We start from the raw sequence: 22,310 nt of genomic DNA, 5'->3' as shown, positions 1-22,310 counted from the left end.
TGGCCTCTTTTAGGTTTTCTTGCGTTCGACGATAAGAATGTGGTCGGCGGCGAGCACGACTTCCCCGCGTTGGTTGATAACTTCGCAGCGTTCGGTGACACGGCCGGATGCCGGCCGTTTCGGGTCGTCATTCTTGGCCGCGATGGTGACGCGCGTGCGGATCGTATCACCAATGTGGACGGGACGAACAAACCGCAATCGATCATAGCCGTATGAAAATGCGACCGGATTGATCAGCGATGCGGTGAGGCCGACACCGATCGAAAAGATCATCGTGCCATGGGCGATGCGTTGGCCTCCGGGTAAAGTCTTGGCGAATTCGGCATCCATGTGATGCGGGAAGAAATCGCCGGTATGGCCGGCATGAACGACGAAATCGGTCTCGGTGATGGTTCGGCCGGTGGTCAGCCGGACGGAGCCGAGTTCGTACTCTTCGAAATGGATGATCTGTTCGCTCATGGTTCAAATCCCGGTAGCGGCGCAATTGGCGTCGCTGGCTGCGCGCTGGATTGATAGGCGGCTTCCACCAGGGCCATAGTCTGCCAGGCATCCTCGACGGAGCCGATCAGCACGTCGACCTCGCCGGTGGCAAAACGCTGCAGGTTGGCCATGCGATTAGCAAAGGCATCCGGAAACCATGCGCCTTGCAGCGGCACGGAAACCCATTCGTCGCCACCTGCCGGGCGAATCCAGAGCTCGTCCGGTTCACCGCGCGGATAGTCGAGATTGACGCCGAGCTTGATATAGGCGGCGCCCTTCGTGCCCGAAATGCGGAACTCGCAGGCCTGGAATTTGCGGCCGAATTCATGGTCATGGTTGACCGAAAGAACGCAACGCAGCCTGTCGCCATAATCGAGGATGGCGGCCGTGCGGGTCTGGGCCACGTCATGGTTCGGATGGCCGATGGTCTTGGCGTGAACGCCGAGCGGATTGCCGATCAGACCGCGGATGAAATCCAGATAGTGGATCGAGTGCATGGCAATTTCGATACGCGGCAGGCCCTTGAGGAAAGGCCACAAGCCCCACGGTGTCGCCAACGCCAGCCAAGCGTCGAAATCGACGATTTCGCCAAGGAAACCGCGCTCGACCGCATCTTTTAGGGCCAGCATCATCGGCGCGAAACGCAGCTGGAAATTGACCGCAGCCTTCAGCTGCTGGGCGCGGCAGATATTGAGGATTTCGGTTGCGGCGGCAAGGTCCGAACCCATCGGCTTCTGGATAAGTACTGCAGCGCCAGGCGGCAGTTTCGACAGGATGGCGGTATGTGTTGCCGGAGGCGTCGCAAGATCAAAGATGGCGTCCTTGACCGCGAGCGCTTCATCTTGGCTGGCAAAAGCGCGGATGCCCCAGGTTTGTGCCAGTGCGCGCGCTTTGTCAGCATTCGGATCGTAGAGACCGGCGACCGGGAAACCGGCCTTCTTGTAGGCCGGCAGATGGGCGTCGCCGACGATGCTGCCGGCGCCGAAAATGACGATGGGGCATGGTGCTGCAGGCTTTGGCCACCATTGGCGAAGCGTTGCCGGATCGAAACGCTCAGTCATGATGAAAAACCTCTTCCATCATCGCCCACCACTCGCCGTTCTTGCGGGTGGCAAGCGGCTTCTGGCAGGGCATGCAGACCGACCACCATTCCTTGTTTTTCGGATGCGCCGCCATCTTGGCCATGTCGGCTTCGAAATTGCTGCCGGTATATTCCCAATAACCGAACAACAGGTTCTCCGGCTCCTTCAGGAAGATCGAGTAGTTGCTGATGTTGCAGTCCGAGATCAGGGCAAGGATCTCCGGCCACACGGCGGCATGCAGCTGCGTGTACTCCGCAACCTTTGTCGGCTCAAGCCCGATCACCATGCTCATGCGCAGCATAACCGTCTCCCGTCAGGCCAGGAATTCGCGGGTAAACTCTTCGACCGAGCGCGACTTGACCGCATCCCAGTCCCAGGCGATGCCGATGCCCGGCTCGGATGGGGCGAGCGCCTTGCCGTCGACAATCTCCATGCGCTTTTCCGTCAGATCGTCAAGCTGGGGAATATACTCGACATATTTGCCGTTCTGTATCGCGCAAACGAGGCTGACATGCAGTTCCATCAGGAAATGCGGGCAAACGGGAATGTCGAAGGCTTCCGCCGTATGGGCAACCTTCAGCCACGGCGTGATGCCGCCGATACGGGCAACGTCGACCTGAACGATCGAGCAAGCGCCTTTCTGCATATATTCGCGGAAATGGCGGATCGAATACATCGATTCACCGACCGCAATCGGCGTTCTGGTCGAGCGGGAAAGACGGATATGGCCATCGAGATCGTCGGCGGGAAGCGGCTCCTCGATCCAGGCAAGATCAAGCTCCTGCAAGCGCCCGGCCCGCCGGATCGCTTCATCGACGGCAAAACCCTGATTGCAATCGGTCATGAGCTCGAAAGCTGGGCCGACGGCTGCTCGCACGGCGGACAGCCGGTCGTAATCTTCCGAACCGTGTGGCCGGCCGATCTTGATCTTCGAGCCGGAAAAGCCCTTGGCCTTCGCCTGTAGCGCGTCATCGACCAATGCCTGCTTGTCGATATGTAGCCATCCGCCTTCGGTCGTGTAGAGCGGGCAACGGTCGCGGGCGCCACCGGCCAGTTTCCACAGGGGAAGGTTCTGCTTCTTCGCCCGCAGATCCCAAAGTGCTGTATCGACGGCGGCGAGCGCCAGCGCGGTGATTGGGCCGATCGTCGTTGCGTGTGTGGCAAATTCCAGCTTGTGCCAGATCGCCTCGATGCAATCGGCATCCGCGCCGATCAACAGCGGCACGAGATGGTCCGACAAAAGCCGCATGACCGAGGAACCGCCCGTGCCGATCGTATAGCTATAGCCGGTACCCGTTGCACCGTCAGAATCCGTAATGGTGACGAAAGGAGTTTCCTGGCTGACGAAGCTCTGGATCGCGTCTGTGCGCTTCGCCTTTGGTTGAAGGTCGACCATGCGCAGTTCAATTTTTTCAATACGGGCCATCAAAAGTTCCTCAGGCTACCAGGCTCTTGCCGGTCGTCAGGTCAAACAGGTGCGCTTGCGAAAGATCAAAGCTCATTTTGATGGTCTGGCCGGAGGGCAGGGGGCGCGGGTTGAGCATACGCGACACCCAATCGCGGCCGTTGAAGCCGACAAAGACCAGCGTCTCGTTCCCCAGCGGTTCGGTGATGGAAACCGGCAGCTCCAGTTCGGCAACCGCCTCGGCATCGCCGGAATTCAAGCCATGACCGGTTGGAAAGAAATCGTCGGGCCGAAGTCCAAAAGTCAGCTTCTGACCGGCCGTCAGGCTCGGGCGGAATTTCGGCGGGATTGGCAGGGTGGCGCCGCTGGCGAAGACCAGCTTGCCGTCGGCAACCGTCACGTCGTCCATGTTCATCGGCGGCGAGCCGATGAAACCCGCGACGAACTTGGTCAGCGGGCGGTTGAACACCTCTTCCGGCGTGCCGATCTGCTCGATATGGCCGTCGCGCATGATGACGATGCGGTCGGACAACGTCATCGCCTCGACCTGATCATGCGTGACATAGATCATCGTTGCCTGCATGCGGGCATGCAGTTTCTTGATTTCGGTGCGGACCTGCGTGCGAAGCTTGGCGTCGAGATTGGACAGCGGCTCGTCAAACAGGAACACATCCGGGCGCCGGACGATTGCCCGGCCCATGGCCACGCGCTGGCGCTGGCCACCGGAAAGCTGCGAGGGGCGGCGTTCGAGCAGATGGGAAAGGTCGAGAATGGCGGCGGCATCCGCCACCTTTTCCTTGATCTCCTCGATCGGCCGGCCGGCGATCTTCAGCGAAAAGCCCATGTTTTCGCCAACGGTCATGTGCGGATAGAGCGCATAAGACTGGAATACCATGGAAATGTTGCGGGCGCGGGGCGGCAGGTCGTTGACGACATTATCACCAATCTCGATCGTGCCGCCGCTGACATCTTCCAGTCCGGCGATCATCCGCAGTGTCGTTGATTTTCCGCATCCGGACGGGCCGACCAGGGCGATGAACTCACGGTCCTTCACTTCAAGGTCGATACCGTGCACCACTTCCAGCGCGCCGTAGCGCTTGACCAGTTTCTTGAGACTGACGGGAGCCATGAAATTATCCTTTGACCGCGCCGAAGGTGAGGCCGGAGACGAGGTGTTTTTGTATGACGAAGGTGAGTGTAAGCGCCGGGATGATCATCACGACGGCCAGCGCGCACATGCCGCGCCAGTCGATCGTAAACTCGGCGGTATAGTCGAGCAGGCCGACCGGCAGCGTCTTTGAATTTACCGAGCGGGTGATCTGCGACGCCAGCGCATATTCGTTCCACGAGATCAGAAAGGCAAAGATACCCGCCGAGGCGATGCCGGGGCCGGCCAGCGGAAACTCCACCTGCCAGAAAGCCTGCCAGCGCGTGCAGCCGTCGATCTGGGCAGCTTCCGCCAGATCTTTCGGCACCTGCCGGAAGAAGCCGTCGATCAGCCAGATGGTAAAGGGTACGTTGAGCGCAACATAGGTGAGGATCAGTGCGAAATGCGTATCGATAATGCCGGTGCGGGCAAAGATCATGAACAAAGGCAGTGACAGCGCGATCCCGGGCACGGCGCGGGTGAGCATGAAGCCGAGGAAGATCGCCGATTTGCCCTTGAACCTGTAGCGCGCGAAGGCGTAGCCGCCGGCCATGCCGATCCCGAGCGCAATAAATGTCGAGGTGATCGAGACGATCAACGAATTGCGGAAATAAGACCAGACCGGAATGCCACCCTGGCCGGCACCAGAAAACATCGATCGGTAAGCGTCGAGCGACAGTTCCTGCGGAATCCAGACGGGCGGCTTTGCCATGATCTCAACAGTCGGGCGTAGCGACGACAGGATGATCCAGAAGCCGGGCAGGCAGATGAGCAGCATCGCCACAAACAGCGTGATGATATGGGCGAGCGAATAGAGGCGCTTGCGCAGGCGGTGGGACGAATTGATATCCATTACCACTCAGCTCCGATCTGCTGGCGCGCGGCTGCGAGCTTGCGGAAGAAATAGACGGTGAAGAGGATCGACAGCACGATGGCAAAATAGGCCATGGCATTGGCCAACCCCATGCGAGCGTCGCCATAGGCGGTGCGTCCGACCAAAGTCCACAAAAGCTCGGTGCGCTTGGCGGGGCCGCCATCCGTCATGATCTTGACGATGTCATAGGCTCTTGCAACGTCGAGCGAACGGATGGTCATGGCGATGAAGGCGAACGGCATGAGATACGGCCAGGTGATGTAGCGGAAGGTCTGCAGCGGCGTGCAGCCGTCGACATGAGCTGCCTCGATCGGATCCCGCGGCATCGCCAGAAGCCCGGCAAGGATTAGGATGGCAAAGACGGAGGTCGAAGACCAGACTTCGGCAACGGTGATCGAAAACAGCGCCAGATTGCCATTGATCAGCCACGGAATTGCTTGGTCGGTCAGCCCCAACGCCTGCAGGCCGTTGTTGATCAGGCCGATATTGTCATTGAACAGGAATTTGAACTGGAAACCGACGAGTACCGGCGAAAACATCATCGGAAACATCATCATGGTGCGCAGCAGCCGCTGGCCGCGCACGGCCTTGGAGACCAGCAGCGCAAGACCGAGGCCGAGCAGCATTTCGGCATTGAGCGCAATCGTCAGGAACAGCACCGTGCGGCCGAACGCGACCCAGAAATCCCAGCTCGAAATGACGGTGATATAGTTGCGCAGGCCGATGAAGACATAGAGCGATTCCGGCTTGGTGAGGCGGAACGGCGTGAAGCTCGAATAGAAGGAGAGCGCCAGAGGCACGACGACGACTGCCGCAAGAACCAGGAACGCAGGAAACAGCAGCAGCACCGGTGCCGATAATCTGGAAAGTTTCATGTCGCCCCCTTTGATTTGCGCCGGAAATTGAAAGCGGCGCCACGGCGAAAGCCGTTGCGCCGCGTCAGTTCAATCAAAGCTTGCCGGCATCCTGCAGTATGGTCGTGGCTTTCTCGGCGGCGCTATCAAGCGCCTGCTTGGATGTCTTGTCACCAAGGATAGCAGCCTGGAGTTCCGGATAGACCGAGTTGGAAATCTCGATCCATTCGGCTGTCTGCGGAACCGGGAAGGCATGCTTTGCCGCTTCCAGGAAGGCCTGCAGCACTTCGGTCTTGTAGGTGTCGCCTTCGGCGGCCTTGATGTTGAAATCCCAGACGGCGCTGCGTGTCGGCAGCGGACCGGTCGCCGATTCCAGCTTCTGGCTGTCTTCGTTGGTCAGCCACCAGACCAGTGATGCAGCGGCTTCCTTGTTGGCGCAGGATTCCGTGACCGAGAAACCATGGTGACCGGACCAGCCGGTGCGCGTGCCGGACGAACCCGCTGGCTGAACCTTCACGCCGACATTGCCGGCAACCTTGGAAGATTTTGGGTCGTTGAAGAAGCTCGCCCAGCCAGGCCAGTCGAGATTAAGCGCGATCGAGCCGGACGCGAAGCCCTGGCCGAGATCGTCCCAGAGATAGTTTGTGGTGCCGGCCGGTACGGCCTTGTTCTTGTAGAGATTGACGAACCAGTCGAGCGCGCGCACGCCGGCGTCTGAATTGAAGGCCGGGCGGCCATCCTTGTCGAGATATTCGCCGCCTTCGGCAACCAGCATCTCGTAGAAGCGGCCGTTGATCGCCTCTTCCTTGCCGGCAAACTGCGTGCCGTAGAATGTCGGCGGCGAGGAGAAAAACTCGGCCTGGTCGGAGACCTGCGCCCAGGTATCAGGCGGCGTCAGGTCGTAGCCGTATTTGGCTTTGAAGGCCGTTTTCTTGGCTTCGTCCTGATAGAGGCTCTTCTGGTAATAGAGTGCCGAAACGTCGAACTGGGCGCGCGGCAGCATCACCAGCTTGCCGTTGAGGGTCGAGGCGGCAATCAGTGCTGGCACGAACTTGGCGATTTCCTCGGCCGGGATCAGCGGCGTCAGGTTGGTGTAGATATCCGGATATTGCGGCGCGAACGACGAATGGTTCGAGCCGACGCACCAGCTGAGGCCACCGGTGGCGATATCCGACTTGATTTCCTTGTCGAGCTCAAAATGGTTCTTCTTCGAGAGGATGTTGACCTTGGCGCCTGTCGCCTTTTCCCACTCGCCGATGCGCTCATAGAGTTTTTCGTATTGCTGGCCGCCGATGAGCTTCGCATCGATGGTCACGCCGTCGAATTTACCGGGCAGGTCTGCGGCCTGTGCCGCGACCGAGCAGGCAAACAACATTACTCCGGCTGATACGCCGGAAAGCAGCTTGTTCATGATTTCTCCTCCTCACGTCCACACCATTCCCAATGGCGGGAATTCCTCATTTGTGAGGAATTGATTTATATACAAACAGCAAATGTACCCTTGCGTCAAGCCGCAACTTTGCTTTGTGGCGCGCCTCGTATGCGTATATGAAGTAATTCATTCACAGGGGGATGTGTTGATGGACGCTGATGAATCCGACAGATACCGCGCACCAGCGCTGGACAAGGGGCTTGATATTCTCGAGCTTTTGGCCGGCGTCGATGGCGGCCTGACGCAGGCCGAGATTTCCAAGAAGCTGGAGCGCAGTCCGAACGAATTCTACCGCATGCTCGACCGGCTGGTGCGGCGTGGTTACGTGACGCGGATTGATGGTGACCGCTACTCGCTGACGCTCAAGCTGTTCGGCCTGGCGCAACTGCATGCGCCGGTCCGGCGACTGGCATCCTATGCGACGCCGCTGATGCGCGATCTTGCCCAACGCAGCCGCCAGGCCAACCATCTGGCGGTGTTCGATCGTGGCTTTGCCGTGGTGATTGCCCAGCAGGAAGCTCCAGATTACTGGGGGATCTCGATCCGGGTCGGCTCGCATATCAGTCTGTTCGATACCGGATCTGGCCATGTTCTGCTCGCTTTCCGTAGTGAAGAAGAACGCCAGATGATGATTTCAGAGCATGTCAAAAGCCAGTCGGAGCCACCGCTGTCCGACGACTTTCTCGAACGGCTCGATCGCATCCGCCAGCGTGGCTACGAAATGATGGCCAGCGCCCAGACCGCCGGCGTCTACAACCTTTCTGCCCCGATCCTGGGACCTGACGGCCGCGGCATTGCCGCATTGACCTGCCCCTATATCGCGCTGGTCAACGCCCCATCGGCACCCGATATCACCGAGAGCATTGCGCTCCTGCAAAAGACGGCTGCCCAGCTTTCGCTGCTGGCCGGATCGGACGTCAATCACACGGAATGAGCACCGTTCCAGTGGAATGAAGCGTGGTTGCGCGCCAAAATTCTTATTTGAATAATATCTTCTTGTGTGAAATAGTCGGTTGCCACGCTTGGGAGGACACGGACGATGATCATCGACACCCATCTGCACCTGATCGATAGGGCAGCTCTTGCCTATCCGTGGCTATCGGGCGTACCGGCGCTTGATCGAGATTTTCTCTATGAAACCTATGCGACAGAGGCAAAACGCTGCGGCATTGGCGCCGCCATTCATATGGAGGTCGATGTCGATACGACGCAGGCCGAAGCTGAAATCGACTATGTCCAGGATCTTTCCAAGCGCCCCGAAAACCTGATTGCCGGCGCTATCGCCGCCTGCCGTCCGGAAGAGGCGGCTTTTGCCGCCTATCTCGAGCGTCAGCGAGCCAACCCGTTCGTCAAAGGTTTCCGTCGCGTGCTGCATGTCGTTCCCGATGATGTGTCGGAAGGCGCGCTGTTTCGCGAGAATATCAAACGGCTTGGCGGAACCGGCCTGTCCTTCGACCTCTGCGTCCTGCCGCATCAGATCCCCAAAGCCATTGCGCTTGCCGACCTGGCACCGCACGTTCAGTTCATCCTCGACCATTGTGGCGTCCCAGCCATCGCGTCCAGCGCGGTGCAGCCGTGGCGGGACAATATGACCGAGATCGCCAAACGCCAAAATGTAACCGCCAAAATTTCGGGCGTCGTTGCGTATGCCGAAGCGGAAAGCTGGTCTGTCGAGACGCTTCGCCCCTATGTCGAGCACACCATCGCGCAATTCGGTTGGGATCGTGTCGTTTGGGGCAGCGACTGGCCGGTTTGCACGCTGGGCGGTGGCCTGTCGACCTGGATGGCCGCGACCCACGCGCTGCTGACCGGTTGTTCGCAAGGCGAGCGCGAGAAGCTTTTGTCGGGCAACGCCAAGAAACTTTGGCGGCTCTAATCAGGCGGCCGGCGTGATCCGCCGGCCTGCTTCTTATCGAAAGCTCTCAGCAAACAATCGGTTGATGTCACTGACGACCGTCCTGGCCGGTTGACGCTGTAACAGGCCTTTGTTCAAGCGGTCCGATGCCGCTTGCTGGAAGGACATATAGCCGTCGTGGCGGGGCCTGACCCAGGCAGCATCGAGCGTTGCGCGGGTGGCGCGATAGAAGTCGGCGGTGGCGACATTGACGACCGCATCTTCCCATGCGTGCGCATGGCCAGGTTGGCCGCCACCAGTGGCATAATCGGCTTTCTGAACTTCGCCGCTGGCGATCCAATAGGCAAAATTGATGGCAGCGTCCGGGTTTTTGGAAAAAGCCGAGACGGCAATGCCGGTTCCGCCCAGCGCTGAGCCGACCGGCCCGCTCTTGCCCGCCGGCGGAATATCGCCGAAACGGAGGACGCCCGGCCGGAAATCCTTCACCGAATAGCTTACATAACCATAGATCAGCGGCGAGACGACAGCTTTTGTCTCGGGCGCCGCCATCCGCTCGAGAACCGCGATCGGGTCCATCTCGAAACAGGCCGGATCGATCAGAGCGGCGATTTCGCGCAGCATTTCGAAAACTTGCGCGCCCGTGCCGATGTCGATCAGTTCACCCGGCCCTTCGACGGCGCAGGGCCGCCCAAGATTGCCGCAGAGCGTATAAAAGCTCATCAGCGAATGCGGCGGGCGAAGTGGAATGAGGACTTTTCCTGAACGCGCCAATTCAAGTACCTCGGCCCAGTTGGCGGTCGGCGCGGCCTGCAGATCAGGGCGCCAGGCTTGAACCTGCGTTGCTGCATCAATCGGGAATGCCCATTGACGGCCCTGCCAGGTATAGCTGGAAAAGGATTGGCCGACACTGGCGGCCGCCAACGCGCCTCGCTCGCTTTCGCGTCCGGCGATATCCAGCGGCAGCAGGCATTTCTCGTGAGTGATCTGACCGACATGCGGGTGATCGATGACGATGAGATCGAACTGCCTTGCCAATTCCTCGACCGGAAACGTCTCGAAATCCTGCAGCGACCGCTTTTCCCATTCGACCCTGACGCCGGCTTCATCGAACCAGCGGTGCGAGCAGGCGACCATCGGATCGTAGCCACGCGGATGGTTCCAGGTCATGCCTTTGAGTGTGATGGTCATAGGCCAAACTCTTCGCGAATGGCTTGGCTGTGTTCACCGATGCGTGGTGCGGCGCGATCTACCTTGGCCCGCACGCCGTTGACGCGCAGCGGCGAGCGCGTCGTGGTGATCGAAATATTGTCCTCGCGGGTGACGGTCTGCAGCATGTCGAGAACCTGAAAGCCATCACTCGCCAGAAGCTCGTTCCAGTTCAACACTCGGGCGCACCAGATATCGGCCGGTTCGAGAATTGCCAACCACTCATCGGTGGTCTTGGTGACGATGCGCTTGGCGATCAGCGCCTTGATCTCGTCGCGAGCCGTAAACCAGGTGGATGAGTTGTTGCGGTAACGCGCAAGCTCATCCATGCAGAGCAGGTCGGCAAGCTTGGGGATCGGCGTCATGGCGATGGCGAGATAGCCGTCGGCCGCTGCATAGACGCCGTAGGGTGCGGAGAGATAGGCGTGGGCGCTGCGGAAATTTGCCCGCTTTGGTAGCCGCCGGCCATCGTTGAGGTGGGTCGTCAAAACCTCGAACTGGAAATCGACCAGAGCTTCGAGCAGGCTGGTTTCGACATGGCTGCCGGTTCCCTTGATGCTGCGCCGGACGAGCGCCGCCAGAATGCCCTGGGCGAGCGCAGCACCGGCCAGCATGTCGCCGATCGCCAGACCGAAAGGAACCGGCCCCTGATCCTCATCGCCGTTCAGCCACATCACGCCCGAACGCGATTGCGCCAAAAGGTCCTGTCCCGGCCGCTTGACCCAGGGACCTTCCTCGCCGTAGCCGCTGATCGAGGCGTAGACGAGGCGCGGATTGATCGCCTTCACTACCTCGTAATCGAGCCCGAGACGTTCGATAACACCGGGCCGGAAATTCTGGATCAGCACGTCGGCCCTGGCGAGCAATTTCCGCAGCGAGGCCAGATCCTTCTCGTCCTTCAGATCGAGGGCCAGGCTTTCCTTGGCCCGGTTGATCGCATGGAAGATGGTGGAATCGCCACCGATCTCGGTATCGCTGAGATAGAGGCGGCGTGAGAGGTCGCCGCCATCGGGCCGCTCGATCTTGATGACGCGGGCGCCGAGATCCATCAGCCGCAGGGAACAGTAGGGGCCGGAGAGAAACTGGCTGAGATCGACGACGATCAGACCGGCGAGGGGAAGGTCGGTATCGGCTGACATTATTGTTTTTCCGTCTTGCCGGCAAGATCGGCCGGGTTCTTGTATTTCACGGTCTGCAGATGCTCGCAGTAGAGCACCAGTTCGCCTTCGCCCTTGAACACCTCATAGCTAGCGCGGATCAGGCCCATGTCCTTGTAGCGCGGGCGTTTATCGAGGTTGGTGCGGATCGTGTAGATGGTGTCGCCGATGAAGACCGGCTTGATGAAGCGCAGCTTGTCATAGCCATAGGAAAAAGCATTGACGCAGTTGGTGGCGACAAGCCCAAGGCCGGCTGAAAACACGAAGGCACCGGCAATCAGCCGCTTGCCGAAAATGCCTTCGCGCTCGGCAAACATCTGGTCCTGAACGTAAGGGTGAATATCGGTGACCAGCATGTTGAACATGTGGCTGTCGCCCTCGGCCATCGTGCGCCGCAAAGAGCGGATGCGCTGGCCGACCGGCCAATCTTCATAGAGCCAGTTTTCGGCGTTCCAGACAGGCAGCGACGCATGGTCCGTTGGCATGTCCGAAGGGTGGGTCGAGGACACGCCCACGGTTGGTGCGGCGGCGCTCATCGCGTGAACCCCTCGTAAATTACTGCCGACCAAATGATGTCCATGTGCGTCCTCCAGTTTTCTTATTTAAAGAATATTTTCACATATGGATGATTTTTGCAAGGGGCAACCTCACGCTTTGGCCCTCGTGTTTGCCCAGGCGACTGTGAACGGTTCGTCAAAAAGTAGGTGCCACGGTACGGAGGAGGAATGCGCTGGAGAGGCCTCGGTGCAGCGGTGTGAACGCCGGCAGACGGCTGTGACACGATGCTGGGAATTATTGGTTGGCTCAGCCACTCCACACTTTATCCGATCCGAAATGGGTGTTTCGGCCGCTAAAATTGGCAAAGCCGCGCTCTGGATACCAAGCGTTAACTATATGCTTTGTAAATCAGAATCACCAACATGGAGAACCGCCTGATGAGTGCTGCGTTGATGGATGTGCGTTTTTCGGAAATGGAAGAACGGGTCGTGCCGTTTCCTCTGTCGGGACAGGCAAGCACCATCAGACGCTGCGCCCGCGAGCTGGAAAATGTCCATGGCAACGAGGCTCTGCAGTATTGGAAAACCGAGTGCCGTGCGCTGGCGGAACGGCTGAGCAATCTGGGATGCTCCGAAGATGCCATCCGCAACCAGGTCATGGCTTTCCAGACGGAAGTCCAGGTGGAAATGATGCGGCGCTATTCTGACCGCTTGGCCGCCGAGGCGCATAGCGGCTACGGTCTCAATCAATAATCGCAGTATTCCAGACCAGCAGTGATTGCTCCGCAGTTGCCCGAAATCGTGTGACTGAAACGCTCCAATCGCAAAACGAACCTCGCCCCCGGTGGCAGCCGGAGGCGAGGTTTTTGGATTGAAACTGTGCTTATTTCAGCTGGTCGGCGACTTTCTTGATCGCGGCAACAGCGCATGCCTCGTCGAAATTGCCGCCGGGAGCGCCACCGACGCCGATTGCGCCGATCGTCACGTCACCAGCCTTGATCGGCACGCCGCCGGCAAGCACCAGGAAACCGGGAATACTGACGAGCTGGGCCGCCGCAGGGTTGTTGGCAACATTCTCGGCCATCTTCGATGTCGGTGTGCGCGACGATGCCGAGGTATAAGCCTTGGCGCGGGCGGCCTCGACCGAATGGGGTCCTGCATTGTCGGCCCGGACGAGGGCGCGTAGAACGCCAGCGCGGTCTACAACGGCGGCAGTCACATTGTACTTGTCTGCGGCGCAAGCCTGAACAGCATTGCTGGCGATCTCAACTGCAAGGCTCGACGGGATATTTTTTTCGGTCAGCAACTCCGCCTGGGCGGCGCTGATGGTGAGGACGATTGTCGACGTGGCGAGAAGAAAGCTCTTGATCATGGCGTGGTTCCAGTCCCTTGTTCGGAAAAAGCGTTTCGCTTGTTCGAGCCGAGACCTATCAAAACCACAGGGATCGCAGAATCCGCGATACCACCACGTTGTCTCGGTAGAACTACCTATGACGCCCCCTTGTCGGCCAGAGTCAGCCGGACGAACTCGGCCACCGACGTGGTGTTAAGCTTTTCGGCGATCTTTGCCCTGTGCGCGTCGATGGTTCGTGCCGACACGCCGAGCGCTGCTGCAATCTCCTTGCTCGCCCAGCCGCCGGCGACCATGTCGAGGACCTCGCGTTCGCGCTCGGTCAGTCGCGCAAGCTGTGACCGCGCCTCGCGCCTTTCCAGATGAGCGTCCAGGCTCGCAAATGCCTGCTGTAGGGCCTCGATAAGGACTTCGCCATCGACCGGCTTGGTCAAAAAGTCCTGGATCCCCACCTTGAAGGCACGCCGGCAGGCTACGACGTCGCCGTGGCCGGTGATCATGATCGTCGGCCAGTCGATACCGCGCCCAGTGAGTTGTGCATGGAGCTGCAATCCCGAAACCAGCGGCATGCGAAGATCGACCAAAATGCAACCCGGCTTTTCCTCGTTGATATGGGCCAGGAACGTCCTGGGGTCGCCAAAGGTCTCGACACTGACGCCGTAGGTGCCGAGCAGAAAGGCGATCGCTTCGCGAACAGCCTCGTCGTCGTCGATAAGGTAAACCCGATGTTGGCTCATGCCGTGTCCTGTGCCTGTGCTTCAGGCAAGAAGATGGTGAAACTTGCGCCGCTGCCGGGGATATTTGCCGCTTCTATTCTTCCATCGACGCGTTCCACCAGCGTTGCACACAAGGACAGGCCGAGGCCCATGCCTTCCGGTTTGGTGGTGAAGAACGGATGAAACAGCTTTTGCAGCGCATCGGGCGTAATCCCCGGACCGTTGTCCCCGACCACGATCTGGACCTCGCCGTTCACCGCCTCAGTCTCGATGCGGATGAGCGCTGCCTTGGCTCCAGCACCTTCCAGTGCATCGGCCGCGTTGCGGATCAGATTGTGCAGCACCTGCTCCAGCTCGATGGCATCGACTAAGGCCTGCACCGGCTCCGGCGCCAGGCCGCATTCCAGACTGATACCCCGTTGCCGGAGGTCGGCTGCGGTAAGGGCCACGGTTTCGGTGACGATTGCGTTGATTGAACTTGTAACCGGTTTCGGTGCTCTGTTGGAGGCGTAATCGCGCATGCGTTTCAGCATCTCTCCGGCCCGCTTGGCTTCGCGCACATTGATTTCCAGTGCTTCGGAGATTGGCCGGATATCGGGCTTGTCCGCGCTGGCCAGCCGGAGCGCGGCCTGGCTGCGGCTCAGAATCGCAGTCAGCGGCTGCGTCAGTTCATGGGCAATCCCAGATGCCATTTCCCCCATCGCGTTGACGCGCGAAGCATGCGCAAGCAGCGTCTCGCGCTCCCGCAGGAGGGCGCGAGCTTCTACTTTCTGGATCGTCCGCTGTGACTCCATCGTGACCGCGCGTTGACGCAGCGCAAACATCATCACAAACAAAGCCAGCCCACTCACAGCGGCAAAGCCCAACAGCTGTTTCACCGGCAAAAAGTCCGCAAGTGATACCGGCCTGTCGAGCGTAAGGGATAGGCGCTGGCTTTCGCCGTCGATCACCGATTCAAAATGCGGCTCGGCGATGTACGGCAAACGGGCATCTCCAGCGTCCACCGCCGGCACGTCGAGCAAAGCTTGCCCGTCCAATATCAGTCTGAGCCGTGCCCATGCAGGCCGCTCTTCTGGCTCCAGCAAAAGCCGCGCATCGATGGCAAGCACGACTGCCGCATTGGACGGTGCCGGCGCCCGTTTTGCCAAAAGGTACCGGCCGTTACGGCCTTGGTAAACACTGATCTTTCCGGGTCTCTGCCGGGCGATTTCGTTTGCCAGCGGAGAAAGGTCCTGGTTCTCGCCATCAGGCACTTCCAACAGCGGCCTGATCACGGTGCCGCCAGGGGATGCCGAGGTGTCATCACTCTCGAGTGAAACAAGCGCAATCCAAACAATGCGCGGATAAAACCGGGTAATGCTCTCCATCACCTGGCGGACGGCACCGCCGCTGGTGACGGCGATCAGGCTGGTCATATGCGCATCATGCTGCGCCACGCGTTGCGAGATCAGGCGATGCAGGGTCCGGCCGGTCGCCTCCAGCTCATCGGACAGGTGCTGCTCAGTCGTATCGATTGTATAGAACGCAAACGAGAAAACCGCCGCGAGCCAAAGCCCAACGCCGGCAAGCCAATATCTGAAAGTGGTTTTCGTCACGCAAACTCAATCTGCATTGGGGGAGCCAGCAAGCACTACCATAGCTCACCTTACCGGAGAGGATACAGACAATCCGGTGATATCACGCATAAACCTGTCAAGGGATGGCAGGGTGTAACCCTAGAACCGATTGCCGGAGATGGGGTGACGATCAATGCACGCCTGCGCGCTTCGGATTTTCGGCCTGTTTGGCGCTACGCCCCGCCTCTAACGGCCGTGTTCGACAGCCTGAGGCGGCCAGCGTCCAGATCGAGCGGCGTCCAGAACAGCGCTTTCGCGGGTTTTGCGGTTGCGTTTCCGGGAGGGGGCATGATTTGCAAATTCCAACTCCAGGGCAAGGCGGGCTGAGCGAGCGGCATCAGCCAGGCTTCTGCGTGGCGGGTTGGCCAAAACCTCCTGGTAGATACCCAGCTGCAAATCGATGGCTCGCCGCAAGCTGAAACGTTCAGTGACCATGCGCCGACCGAAGATGCCGAGTTCCGCACGCCGGCGTGGATCGACAACCAATTCTTCGATCTGTCGCGCAAGCTGATGCGCGCCCGGCCTTGCGTCGCCCAGGCCATAAAACCCTTGCTTCAGAAAAAGATCATAGGTTTTCGGTTCAAAAATCTCGGAAAACGCTTCTTCCCCCTGAACGATCACCGGCCGGCCGATCGATAGCGCGCGCAAGGCCGAGCTTCCCATACCAACCACCAGATCGGCGCCGGCATAGGCGGCCCTGGGGTCCATTTCCGCGCCGGGAAGGACGACGACAGCCCGTCCATGCCGCAGATTGACGGCCTTTGCCCGTGCTTCCAGCGCCTCGCGGGCTGGACCGTCGCCAACCAGGACCAATTTCAGCGGATACGATGCGGCAAGCAGATCAACGGCGTCGATGGCACGAACCAGCGCATCAAGCTTGAGATCGAGCGCGAGGCGCGAGACGCTGACGATGAGAAAGTTCTCCGTCGAAGAGGTATGTCTGCGGCGGAAATAGCTACCGTCTATGCCGGGATTGTCCCGCTCAACATCAATGGGCGGCTCCAGAACCCAGACGTTGCTACGGTGGGTCTTCAGCGCTTCTTCACCCAGATCAGCGGTTCCCATGATCAGTGGCACGGATGGTGGAACGAAAGGCATCACTTCCATGCTCAGGACCGTACAAAGCACCGGCACATTGAGAAGCAGCGAAGCACCATAGTAGGCATCAAGGCATGTCGGCCATTCGTAGGCGTGGATGAGGTCGATCTTGTTCTGAAAGGCAATCTTGGCAAGTTGTGCGATCCGGGTCGGCGCGGGGCGATAGTGGAGGGGGCTTGCCGGAATGTACAGCAACTTGCGTTCGGCTATGTAGTCAACGAGCGGCCCTGGAATGCCGTAAACGATGACATCATGTCCAGCACCAGCGGCTCCTGCCGCAAGATCTATGGCGTTGATCTGGCTGCCGCCGATCGAGAGGTCATGCGGGTAGACGAGAAGGCGCATTGCGTTCCTCTGTTCCTGGCCGGCTCCGCAGACATACCGAAGTCCTTGGCAAGCGCGCTCTGAATACCGTCAGAGTTGCGTGATTGATCAGCGCTATCAAGCTCCCCCTTTGATGGAAGAGCGCAGGCGTGAGTGCTTGAAGAAGCGGGCATCCGCCGTAGGGCGCATCGATACCCACCGTAAAGCTACGCCTTTCGATGGGCGAATTACCGCATTTTGTTTCCTTTACTCATTTGCCGAAACGAACTCATTCTGAGGGCACAGGAATTCATATTTGACGCGGCATTAGCAGCACAGAAACGCGCCGCGACAAGCCGGCTTGAATTCGATGTCAATCGGGGACGTGGGCGGCATGATCGCAGCAAGTGTCATCTTGGGTGAAGGGGTGGTCATCCACCATCCCGATCTTGTCAACCTTTACGGATGCAGCATCGGTGCTGGTTCCCGGATCGGCACTTTCGTGGAAATCCAGAAAAACGCGATCATTGGACAGAACTGCAAGATTTCCAGCCACTCTTTTATTTGCGAGGGCGTCACGATCGAGGACGGCGTTTTTGTCGGCCACGGCGTCATGTTTACCAACGACATACATCCGCGTGCCGTCAATTACGGCGGCGAGCTTCTGTCCGATGGGCAATGGGACGTCGTTCCCACCCTGGTCAAGCGCCGCGCGGCCATCGGCAGCAATGCCACGATCCTTCCGGGCCTGACGATTGGCGAAGGCGCACAGATCGGCGCCGGGGCGGTCGTGACCAAGGATGTTCCGGACTACGCGATCGTTGCAGGTGTTCCCGCCAAGATTATAGGCCGCGTGCAGGACGCGCCGGCCAGCGTCATTTCATCAAGGAGAGTATAATGATCGGTATTGCTGTGGTCGGCTACGGTTATTGGGGGCCGAACCTTGTCAGGAATATAGCGGAAGCCCCCGAGGCTCAGCTTCTCTACGTTTGTGATCTGAGGCCGGAACGTCTGACGATGGTCAAGGCGCGTTACCCAGCCGTGGAAATCACCAGTGATTTCGATGAAATCCTGCGCGACCCCCGGGTTCACGCCGTTGCTATCGCGACCCCGGTCTTCACCCATTTCAAGCTGGCGATGCAGGCGATGATGGCCGGCAAACACGTGTTCGTTGAAAAGCCGATGGCATCGACGGTGGATGAAGCCCGCCGCATGGTCGATGAAGCCGCCCGCCGGCGTTTGGTCCTGGCCGTCGACCATACGTTTGTCCACACTGGAGCGGTGCGCAAGATGCGCGAAGTTGTGGAGAACGGCCTTGGCGATATGTATTATTACGACTCCGTCCGGGTCAATCTCGGCCTGTTCCAGCACGATGTCAGCGTTATCTGGGACCTTGCCGTCCACGATCTGTCAATCATGGACTACGTGTTGCAGGAAAAGCCCGTCGCGGTTTCGGCAACCGGCATGAGCCATGTCGCCGGCGAGCCGGAAAACATCGCCTATCTCAATCTCTTTTTCGAAAGCAAGCTGATTGCCCATATCCACGTCAACTGGCTGGCACCGGTCAAGGTGCGCCGCACGCTGATCGGCGGCAGCAGCAAAATGATCGTCTATGACGACCTGGAGCCCAGCGAAAAGATCAAGATCTATGACAAGGGCATTACGCTCAACGGCAATCCACAGTGCAACGGCGAGAAGGTCTACCAAATGCTGGTTGGCTACCGTACCGGCGATATGTATGCGCCACAGCTCGACATGACAGAGGCGCTCGGCCGCGAGCTGAAGCAGTTTATCGATTGCGTCGAGAAGAACGAACAGCCGATTGCTGATGGCAATGCCGGCCTGCGCGTTGTCCGCATCCTGGAAGCGGCCACCCAATCACTCGCCCAGCGCGGCCGCGTCATCGAGCTCGAACAGGCTAGGCTGATCGCATGACCGTCCCCATGCCGAAGCAAGCCGCGGCAGCGGATATGGACCTGCTGCCCGGTTTCGAACCGCAGCGCCTGCTCCGGCTGGTCCGTGAAACGGTTACTGCCTGTGAACTGGATCTCTCCGGCTACACGGTCATGACCGAGGCGGCGTCCGGCGCCTATGCGGTAACGCCGATCGCCGCAGCGCTGGCTGGCGCGAAGAAGGTCATTGCGGTGACCCGGACCACCCGGTACGGCCATGCAGCCGATATCGAAGCCAATACCCTGATGCTGGCAGCGATGGCCGGGATTCAGCCGGGCATCATTTCCGTCGTCGAAACAAAGGACAAAGCGGCGCTCGCCAGCGCCGATATCGTCACGAATTCAGGCCATGTCAGGCCGCTTGATGCGGAATCGATCGGATGTCTGAAACCGACCGCGGTCGTACCGCTGATGTTTGAATCCTGGGAAATTCAAGCGGGGCGCTTCGATGTCGATCTTGCCGCACTACAGGCCCGGGGAATTGCCACAGCCGGTACCAACGAGCGCCATCCTAATGTGGACGTCTTTTCCTATCTGGGCCTGATGGCCGTCAAATCGCTGCTTGAGGCAGGTATTGCCCCCTACAGGGCAAGGATTGCGGTCCTCTGCGACAACCCGTTTGCCGAATATCTGCGACGGGGGCTGGAAGGCGCGGGGGCGATCGTTTCGCTGGCGGCGGAATTCGAGACTCTGCGCGAGGGACCACGCCCAGATGTGCTCCTCGTTTCGCAGCGTCCCTGCTGGAAGCCTGTCCTCACGCCGGAGGACGCCCTCTGGTTGGCGCGCAACGCTCCTGACACGTTGGTTGCTCAGTTCTGGGGCGATCTCGACCGCCCGATGCTCGACACGCTTGGTCTCCGGTACTGGCCGCGGAATGCACCTTCGCCCGGCCATATGGCGGTTCTGCCCTCGGCGATTGGACCAGAGGCGATCATCAGGCTGCAGGTCGGTGGTCTGAAAGTGGCGCAGGTTCTGCTGAAGCCCCTCGAGCAGCGAACGACCGCCGATCTGGAGTATGTCGATGCGCTCTGAGCGGACAGTCCTGCTTGTCGGCCTGGGATCAACGACCGCAACGGCATTCCGTGCACTGGAAGAACGATTTACCGTACTCGCGCTTGTCCGTCCCGGTGAGGACGATGTCGTGCAAATGGCCAGAGCCGCGGGCGTGAGAGTCGTATCTGACCCTTCTATAGCAATGCTCTCTGCGGTAATCGAAGAACTGCGGCCGGATGCCGTCGTGGTGTCCTCCTACAACAGGGTCTTGCCTGCTCACCTTCTCCAGTCCCGGCCTTTTATCAACGTTCACTATGCGCCCCTACCTCGCTACCGCGGCCGCGCGACCGTCAATTGGGCGATCCTCAACGGTGAAACGGAGGCGGCGATTAGCATACATTGCCTGACTGAAAAGCTCGACGCTGGCGGCATACTCATGCAGCGCTTTGTTCCCATCCGCTCGCGGGACACGGTAACCGACCTTTACCAGCGATTAAATGCCCTGCAACGAAAACTGCTTGCTGGGGCCGTCGAGAGGCGGTTGAGCGGTGACCTTGGCGACCGGCAGAACGAGGCAGAGGCCAGCTATTGCTGCGGCCGGGTACCGTCGGATGGCATGATCGACTGGTCGACTTCGACGATGATGATCGACAGGCTGATCCGCTCGCTCGGTGGAGAGTTTCCATCCGCATTTTCCCATCTGGGTATCCAGAAAATCGAAATCCTGCGGGCTGAACCGGTGCCGGATCAGCTGAGTTACGTGGGCCACATCCCCGGACGTGTGGTCGATGTGGATCGGCGGACGGGCTATGTCGAGATTTTGACCGGCGATGGTATTCTGCGCCTCCAGGAGATCCGACTGTCCGGCGCCGCGCCCTGCGCGGCTGCAACTGCGATCACGTCCACGCGCATGTCCCTGGGTATCAATGTTGCGGATTTGGCGATGCTGCTCGACGAAGGCCGGCGCGGTATCGCTTCTGCCGATGAGCAAGTTCAAGACCACAGGTCGGACAACAAGACCACTCCGCTTGCGGCGCGATTTTCCTATCAAAAGGTGAGGCAGTCTTCATGAACGTACCCCTTATCGATCTTGCCTCCCAACAGCAGGAAGTCAGCGAAGACGTCAAAGCAGGCTGGGAAAAAATCATCGCCAAGAGCGCCTTCATCGGTGGGGCGCCAGTTTCCGAATTCGAAAGTGCGTACGCTCAGGCGACGGGCGTTTCCAGCTGCGTGGGACTGGCCAACGGCACCGATGCGATCGAGTTGTCGTTACGGGCTCTTGGGGTTACGGTCGGTGACGAGGTCGTTCTTCCGGCGAATTCATTCGTTGCAACGGCGGAGGCCGTATCACGCATCGGGGCTGTCCCGGTCGTCGTGGATGTCGATCCCGTGCACCTGCTGATCGATCCCGATCGCGTCGCCGACGCGATGAGCGCGCGAACGAAAGCAATCGTGCCTGTGCACCTTTTTGGCCAGGTGGCGCCGGTTGAACGTTTGCTGCCGATCGCAGAGGCCTGGGGTGTGCCTATCGTGGAGGATGCGGCGCAGTCGCAAGGCGCCAAGCGCTTCGGTCAGCCGGCGGGAAGCCTCGGGAAAGTTGCTGGTACAAGCTTCTATCCAGGCAAGAACCTCGGCGCGTTCGGCGATGCAGGTGCCGTGACGACCAACGATCCGGATCTGGCCGATCAAATCCGCATGATCGCCGCGCACGGCAGCAAGACGAAATATGTCCATGAAGTGCTCGGCTTCAATTCCAGGCTGGATGCACTGCAGGCGGTCGTTTTGAGCGCGAAGTTGAAGCGGCTTGCCTATTGGAATGCCTGCAGGCGGGATGCTGCGGCATATTATGACGAATTGCTGTCCGCCTCTCCGGACGTGGTTCTGCCGCGTTCCGCCGATGGCAACGAGGATGTCTGGCATCTCTATGTCATTCGTGTTCGTGATCGCGACAAGGTGCTTGGCGCGTTGCACGAGGCAGGGATTGGTGCCGGGATTCATTATCCCACGCCGATCCACCGAACACAGGCTTTTGCACCTCTCGCCAAGCTCGGGACGGCTTGCCCGGTTAGCGAGCAGGCGGCTGGAGAAATCCTGTCGCTGCCGCTCTGCCCATACATCACGGCGGAGACGCAGGAATATGTCGTGGAGATGCTCGAACAGGCGCTGCAGCAGGGCTCAATTGCCAGGGTGCCCCGCAGGGAAGCCGTTTTTGTGGGCGGAAATCCAAGTAGGTCTCACATTGCTCAAGCGTCGCCGGCGTTCGGCAAATGACACATCCAGTTGGAGCGGAAA

23 protein-coding genes are annotated in these 22,310 nt (G+C 59.5%); 8 read left to right on the top strand and 15 right to left on the bottom strand.

The features are described from left to right. Positions 1 to 9 precede the first annotated feature (9 nt). The 8 genes from ACP7E0_RS25055 to ACP7E0_RS25020 all read right to left on the bottom strand — a co-directional run bounded on the left by ACP7E0_RS25055 (position 10) and on the right by ACP7E0_RS25020 (position 7,253). Positions 10 to 459, bottom strand: coding sequence for a MaoC/PaaZ C-terminal domain-containing protein (locus ACP7E0_RS25055; RefSeq protein WP_426128815.1), 450 nt, complete (start codon positions 457 to 459; stop codon positions 10 to 12). Then, on the bottom strand, positions 456 to 1,541 hold the full coding sequence (locus ACP7E0_RS25050) for a Gfo/Idh/MocA family protein (RefSeq protein ID WP_426128813.1): 1,086 nt from the start codon (positions 1,539 to 1,541) through the stop codon (positions 456 to 458). Before ACP7E0_RS25050 ends, ACP7E0_RS25055 begins: the two co-directional genes overlap by 4 nt. Beyond that, the gene (locus ACP7E0_RS25045; protein WP_426128811.1) at positions 1,534 to 1,863 is read right to left on the bottom strand and encodes an L-rhamnose mutarotase; all 330 of its coding nucleotides are present in this window, start codon (positions 1,861 to 1,863) and stop codon (positions 1,534 to 1,536) included. The genes ACP7E0_RS25050 and ACP7E0_RS25045 overlap by 8 nt, the downstream gene beginning before the upstream one ends. Before the next feature lie 12 nt (positions 1,864 to 1,875). Continuing rightward, positions 1,876 to 2,988 (bottom strand): mandelate racemase/muconate lactonizing enzyme family protein, encoded by a 1,113-nt coding sequence (locus tag ACP7E0_RS25040; protein WP_426128809.1) that lies wholly within the window; start codon positions 2,986 to 2,988, stop codon positions 1,876 to 1,878. Positions 2,989 to 2,998: 10 nt separating this feature from the next. Next, positions 2,999 to 4,096 carry an ABC transporter ATP-binding protein gene (locus tag ACP7E0_RS25035; RefSeq protein ID WP_426128807.1) on the bottom strand — a complete coding sequence of 366 codons (1,098 nt, stop codon included), beginning with the start codon at positions 4,094 to 4,096 and terminating at the stop codon, positions 2,999 to 3,001. Between the two features lie 4 nt (positions 4,097 to 4,100). Continuing rightward, positions 4,101 to 4,967 (bottom strand): carbohydrate ABC transporter permease, encoded by an 867-nt coding sequence (locus tag ACP7E0_RS25030; protein ID WP_426128805.1) that lies wholly within the window; start codon positions 4,965 to 4,967, stop codon positions 4,101 to 4,103. Further along, positions 4,967 to 5,863: a carbohydrate ABC transporter permease gene (locus tag ACP7E0_RS25025; protein ID WP_426128803.1), complete on the bottom strand. Its 897-nt coding sequence runs from the start codon at positions 5,861 to 5,863 to the stop codon at positions 4,967 to 4,969. The genes ACP7E0_RS25030 and ACP7E0_RS25025 overlap by 1 nt, the downstream gene beginning before the upstream one ends. Positions 5,864 to 5,936: 73 nt before the next feature. Beyond that, positions 5,937 to 7,253, bottom strand: a complete 1,317-nt coding sequence (locus ACP7E0_RS25020; protein WP_426128801.1) for a sugar ABC transporter substrate-binding protein — start codon at positions 7,251 to 7,253, stop codon at positions 5,937 to 5,939. Positions 7,254 to 7,422: 169 nt separating this feature from the next. Between ACP7E0_RS25020 and ACP7E0_RS25015 the strand changes: the two genes are divergently transcribed. Together ACP7E0_RS25015 and ACP7E0_RS25010 are read left to right on the top strand one after the other, a co-directional pair. Continuing rightward, complete coding sequence (locus ACP7E0_RS25015) at positions 7,423 to 8,208, top strand: IclR family transcriptional regulator (RefSeq protein ID WP_426128800.1); 786 nt, start codon at positions 7,423 to 7,425, stop codon at positions 8,206 to 8,208. Positions 8,209 to 8,313: 105 nt separating this feature from the next. Beyond that, the gene (locus ACP7E0_RS25010) at positions 8,314 to 9,150 is read left to right on the top strand and encodes an amidohydrolase family protein (RefSeq protein ID WP_426128798.1); all 837 of its coding nucleotides are present in this window, start codon (positions 8,314 to 8,316) and stop codon (positions 9,148 to 9,150) included. 33 nt (positions 9,151 to 9,183) lie between these two features. On the opposite strand, the gene ACP7E0_RS25005 is transcribed toward ACP7E0_RS25010, so the two are convergent. From ACP7E0_RS25005 to ACP7E0_RS24995, 3 genes are read right to left on the bottom strand one after another with little or no spacing between them, the layout of a single operon-like run. Further along, positions 9,184 to 10,317, bottom strand: a complete 1,134-nt coding sequence (locus tag ACP7E0_RS25005) for an extracellular solute-binding protein (protein WP_426128796.1) — start codon at positions 10,315 to 10,317, stop codon at positions 9,184 to 9,186. Continuing rightward, on the bottom strand, positions 10,314 to 11,474 hold the full coding sequence (locus tag ACP7E0_RS25000) for a CaiB/BaiF CoA transferase family protein (RefSeq protein ID WP_426128794.1): 1,161 nt from the start codon (positions 11,472 to 11,474) through the stop codon (positions 10,314 to 10,316). The genes ACP7E0_RS25005 and ACP7E0_RS25000 overlap by 4 nt, the downstream gene beginning before the upstream one ends. Further along, positions 11,474 to 12,028 carry a MaoC family dehydratase gene (locus tag ACP7E0_RS24995; protein ID WP_426128792.1) on the bottom strand — a complete coding sequence of 185 codons (555 nt, stop codon included), beginning with the start codon at positions 12,026 to 12,028 and terminating at the stop codon, positions 11,474 to 11,476. Before ACP7E0_RS24995 ends, ACP7E0_RS25000 begins: the two co-directional genes overlap by 1 nt. A gap of 399 nt (positions 12,029 to 12,427) precedes the next feature. On the opposite strand from ACP7E0_RS24995, the gene ACP7E0_RS24990 reads away from it, so the two are divergent. Further along, positions 12,428 to 12,742, top strand: coding sequence for a DUF6074 family protein (locus ACP7E0_RS24990; RefSeq protein WP_426128790.1), 315 nt, complete (start codon positions 12,428 to 12,430; stop codon positions 12,740 to 12,742). 130 nt (positions 12,743 to 12,872) lie between these two features. Here ACP7E0_RS24990 and ACP7E0_RS24985 read toward each other — a convergent pair whose 3' ends face one another. From ACP7E0_RS24985 to ACP7E0_RS24970, 4 genes are all read right to left on the bottom strand, one after another. Then, the gene (locus ACP7E0_RS24985; protein ID WP_426128788.1) at positions 12,873 to 13,361 is read right to left on the bottom strand and encodes a GlcG/HbpS family heme-binding protein; all 489 of its coding nucleotides are present in this window, start codon (positions 13,359 to 13,361) and stop codon (positions 12,873 to 12,875) included. A gap of 116 nt (positions 13,362 to 13,477) precedes the next feature. Next, positions 13,478 to 14,077, bottom strand: coding sequence for a response regulator transcription factor (locus ACP7E0_RS24980; RefSeq protein ID WP_426128786.1), 600 nt, complete (start codon positions 14,075 to 14,077; stop codon positions 13,478 to 13,480). After that, positions 14,074 to 15,423: a sensor histidine kinase gene (locus ACP7E0_RS24975; RefSeq protein ID WP_426128906.1), complete on the bottom strand. Its 1,350-nt coding sequence runs from the start codon at positions 15,421 to 15,423 to the stop codon at positions 14,074 to 14,076. Before ACP7E0_RS24975 ends, ACP7E0_RS24980 begins: the two co-directional genes overlap by 4 nt. Positions 15,424 to 15,858: 435 nt before the next feature. Then, positions 15,859 to 17,115 (bottom strand): glycosyltransferase family 4 protein, encoded by a 1,257-nt coding sequence (locus ACP7E0_RS24970; protein ID WP_426128784.1) that lies wholly within the window; start codon positions 17,113 to 17,115, stop codon positions 15,859 to 15,861. 352 nt (positions 17,116 to 17,467) lie between these two features. Between ACP7E0_RS24970 and ACP7E0_RS24965 the strand changes: the two genes are divergently transcribed. The 5 genes from ACP7E0_RS24965 to ACP7E0_RS24945 are packed head-to-tail and all read left to right on the top strand — an operon-like array spanning position 17,468 to position 22,289. Then, the gene (locus ACP7E0_RS24965) at positions 17,468 to 17,971 is read left to right on the top strand and encodes an acyltransferase (protein WP_426128904.1); all 504 of its coding nucleotides are present in this window, start codon (positions 17,468 to 17,470) and stop codon (positions 17,969 to 17,971) included. Beyond that, positions 17,971 to 19,008 (top strand): Gfo/Idh/MocA family protein, encoded by a 1,038-nt coding sequence (locus ACP7E0_RS24960; protein ID WP_426128783.1) that lies wholly within the window; start codon positions 17,971 to 17,973, stop codon positions 19,006 to 19,008. The genes ACP7E0_RS24965 and ACP7E0_RS24960 overlap by 1 nt, the downstream gene beginning before the upstream one ends. Further along, positions 19,005 to 20,057, top strand: a complete 1,053-nt coding sequence (locus ACP7E0_RS24955) for a hypothetical protein (RefSeq protein WP_426128781.1) — start codon at positions 19,005 to 19,007, stop codon at positions 20,055 to 20,057. The genes ACP7E0_RS24960 and ACP7E0_RS24955 overlap by 4 nt, the downstream gene beginning before the upstream one ends. Continuing rightward, positions 20,047 to 21,090, top strand: coding sequence for a methionyl-tRNA formyltransferase (locus ACP7E0_RS24950; RefSeq protein ID WP_426128779.1), 1,044 nt, complete (start codon positions 20,047 to 20,049; stop codon positions 21,088 to 21,090). The genes ACP7E0_RS24955 and ACP7E0_RS24950 overlap by 11 nt, the downstream gene beginning before the upstream one ends. Beyond that, positions 21,087 to 22,289, top strand: coding sequence for a DegT/DnrJ/EryC1/StrS family aminotransferase (locus ACP7E0_RS24945; RefSeq protein WP_426128778.1), 1,203 nt, complete (start codon positions 21,087 to 21,089; stop codon positions 22,287 to 22,289). The genes ACP7E0_RS24950 and ACP7E0_RS24945 overlap by 4 nt, the downstream gene beginning before the upstream one ends. Positions 22,290 to 22,310 lie beyond the last annotated feature (21 nt).

The sequence above is a fragment of the Pararhizobium sp. PWRC1-1 genome (assembly GCF_049897905.1).
Taxonomy (GTDB): domain Bacteria; phylum Pseudomonadota; class Alphaproteobacteria; order Rhizobiales; family Rhizobiaceae; genus Pararhizobium.
Note: the sequence above shows the minus strand (reverse complement) of the source record. Positions and strands in the feature narration are given on the sequence as shown.